We start from the raw sequence: 2,871 nt of genomic DNA on the forward strand, positions 1-2,871 counted from the left end.
CTGGCGGGGCTGGGCGCGGCAGCGGAGGCCGTGGCGGGAGCCTGCGCCGCGGGCTGGCAGGCGCTCAGCAGCAGAATGATGGCGGCGGGCAGCCAGACGCGGTGTCGCGGGAGCGCGGGGAGAGGGCTCATTCCATGTCTTTGTGGCAATGGGATAAGCGGCATAGTACGAAATCCCGGCCGGCCGTGACAGTCCTGGCAGCGAATTTCGCCACGCCGCAGCTGGCCGTAGGGATGGCTTTTGCCGACAAGTCATGACATTGCATTAATTTGCGCCGCGGCCTTGCGATAATCCCGAGGTGCCGGCGCGACAGGCGCGCGCGGCCGCATGAACGGGAAAGGGAGGGCTTATGTTGTCCAAGCGTTTGCTGTGGTTGTGCCTGGTTCTGGCGCAGCCGGCGCTGGCGGCGGAACCGCTGCCGGCATATCACGGGGATGCCAAGGAGTCGTCGGTGTCCGGCTTGTCGTCCGGCGCCTTCATGGCGGTGCAGTATCAAGTGGCGTTTTCCGCCTCGGTGCGCGGTGTCGGCGTGGTGGCGGGTGGACCCTATTATTGTTCCAAGGGCACCCTGGCCGGCGCGGTGCCGTGCATGAGCGGTCCGCCGCCGTCGGCCGCCGGCCTGGCGCTGACGACGCAGCAGTTCGCGCTGGCCGGTCAGATCGATCCGCTGTCCAATCTGGCCAAGCGCCGGGTGTATCTATTCAGCGGCAGCCAGGACAATACCGTGAAGACGGCGGTGGTGGACAGCGCCGACAGTTATTTCCGCAAGCTGGGCGTGCCGGCGGCGCGTATCGAGTACCAGCGCGGCTTGCCGGCCGGCCATGCCCAGATCACGCCCAGCTATGGCAATGATTGCGGCGAAACCAAGTCGCCCTATGTCAATCACTGCGAATGGAAGGGCGAGGGCTACGATCAGGCCGGCGCGATCCTGAAGCAGATTTACGGCTCCTTGCAGCCGCGTGCGGGCCAGTTGAGCAGCCAGGTGGTGGCGTTCGACCAGATGCCCTATGCGCCGCCGGGCAGCAGTCTGGCCGACGAAGGCTATGTCTATGTGCCGCGCGCCTGCGCCGAGGGCGCGTCCTGCAAGGTGCATGTGGCGCTGCATGGCTGCCGCCAGTACGCGGGCGCCGTGGGCGACGCCTACTATGCGCATGCCGGCTACAACGAGTGGGCGGACAGCAATCGCATCATCGTGCTGTATCCGCAGACCACGGCGCTGCCGCCGGGCAATCCCAATGGCTGCTGGGACTGGTTCGGCTACACCGGCATCAATTTCGCCTGGAAGAGCGGGGTGCAGATGCGGGCGATCAAGGCGATGGCGGACAAGTTGGTGTCGGCGCCCTGAGCCTGGTTCCGGCGGCGTTCAGCCGCCGGGAAAGCCGCGCTCGGCGAAGAAGTCGATGAAGGCGCGCAGCCGCGGCGGCAGATAGGGCGAGCTGGGCCATAGCAGGTAGAGCGTGCCGCTGCGCTCGGCCCAGGCGTCCGGCAGCGCCTGCAACCGTCCGTCCGCCAGTTGGCGGCGCACGGTGAAATCCGGCAGGCAGGCGATGCCGGCGCCTTGCTCCGCCAGCTGGATCAGCGCGTCGCCGGTATTGGCGCAGGCATGGACCGGCAGCGCCGGCGCATCCTCGGCGAGGCAGGCCAGCGGCCACGGCGCCAGTTTGCCGCTGCGCGGATAGCGGTAATGCAGGCAGCGATGGCGCGTCAGCTCGGCCGGCGCCGCCGGCAGGCCGTGGCGGGCGAAATAAGCCGGCGCCGCCAGCAGCCGCATGCGGTAGCCGCCCAGCCGCCGCGCGCTCAGCCGCGAATCACCGGGTTCGCCGCCGCGTACTACCAGATCGAAACCCTCGCCGATCACATCCACCAGCCGGTCGCTATAGTCCAGGTCCAGCTCGATATCCGGGTAGCGTTGCATGAAGGCGGCCAACTGCGGCGCCAGCACGCCGCATTCATGCGGCAAGCCTATCTTCAGCCGGCCGCGCGGCGCGGCCTGGCCCAGCTGCAGTTCGCGCTCGGCCGCCTCCGCCTCGTCCAGGATGCGCCGGCAGCGCTGCAGGTATTGTTCGCCGGCGGCGGTCAGCGTCAGCCGCCGGGTGCTGCGTTGCACCAGGCGCACGCCCAGCCGCTGTTCCAACCGCGCCAGTCCTTTGCCGGCGGCGGAGGCGGAAATGCCCAGCTGCCGTCCGGCGGCCACCAGGCTGCCCTGCTGGGCGATGTGGGCGAATAGCTCGATGCCGCTCATTTTCTCCATGGCCTGCCTCGCTAATTACGGAATCCAGTTCCGTTATATATGGAAATGAAGACTATTTATCCGTATCACGATGGAATCTAGCATAAGCCCTTATTCATGTGCGATATGGGAGAAGCGGGATGGCGGGCAAGAACGGCGAGGCGGCGATGCCGGCGACGGTGTATCTGCTGGGTTTGTGCATTTTCGCGATGGCGACATCGGAATTCATGGTGGCGGGGATGATGCCGTCGCTGGCGGCGGCGCTGGGTGTGAGTCTGCCGGCGGTGGGCAATCTGGTGTCGGCCTTCGCCGCCAGCGTGGTGCTGGGNNTTGTTTCTGGTCGGGCAGGCGGTGGGCGCGCTGGCTGGCGATTACCAGCAGATGCTGTGGTCGCGGCTGATCTGCGGCGTCGCGCAGTCGGCTTTCTTCGGCGTGGCCCTGGCCTTGGCGGCGGAACTGGTGGGCGAACAGCGAGTGGCGCGCGCCGCCGCGCTGGTGCTCAATGGCCTGATGCTGGCCTCGGTGGCCGGCCTGCCGCTGGCGGCCTGGGTGGATCAGAACTGGGGCTGGCGTTTGAGTTTCTGGCTGGTGGCCGGCATGGTGGCGCTGGCGGCGGCGGGCATCGCCGCGCTGACGCCGTC

3 protein-coding genes are annotated in these 2,871 nt (G+C 67.7%); 2 read left to right on the top strand and 1 reads right to left on the bottom strand.

Annotated features, from left to right (window positions below):
- Positions 1 to 349: 349 nt before the first annotated feature.
- Positions 350 to 1,345 carry an extracellular catalytic domain type 2 short-chain-length polyhydroxyalkanoate depolymerase gene (locus LQT98_RS21760; protein WP_231465147.1) on the top strand — a complete coding sequence of 332 codons (996 nt, stop codon included), beginning with the start codon at positions 350 to 352 and terminating at the stop codon, positions 1,343 to 1,345.
- Positions 1,346 to 1,363: 18 nt separating this feature from the next.
- Here LQT98_RS21760 and LQT98_RS21765 read toward each other — a convergent pair whose 3' ends face one another.
- Complete coding sequence (locus LQT98_RS21765) at positions 1,364 to 2,251, bottom strand: LysR family transcriptional regulator (RefSeq protein ID WP_048411315.1); 888 nt, start codon at positions 2,249 to 2,251, stop codon at positions 1,364 to 1,366.
- A 309-nt stretch (positions 2,252 to 2,560) separates the two neighbouring features.
- Between LQT98_RS21765 and LQT98_RS21770 the strand changes: the two genes are divergently transcribed.
- The coding region (locus LQT98_RS21770; protein ID WP_231465149.1) for an MFS transporter at positions 2,561 to 2,871 on the top strand (311 nt) is incomplete at its 3' end.

Source organism: Chromobacterium aquaticum (assembly GCF_021129195.1).
Classification (GTDB): Bacteria; Pseudomonadota; Gammaproteobacteria; order Burkholderiales; family Chromobacteriaceae; genus Chromobacterium; species Chromobacterium aquaticum.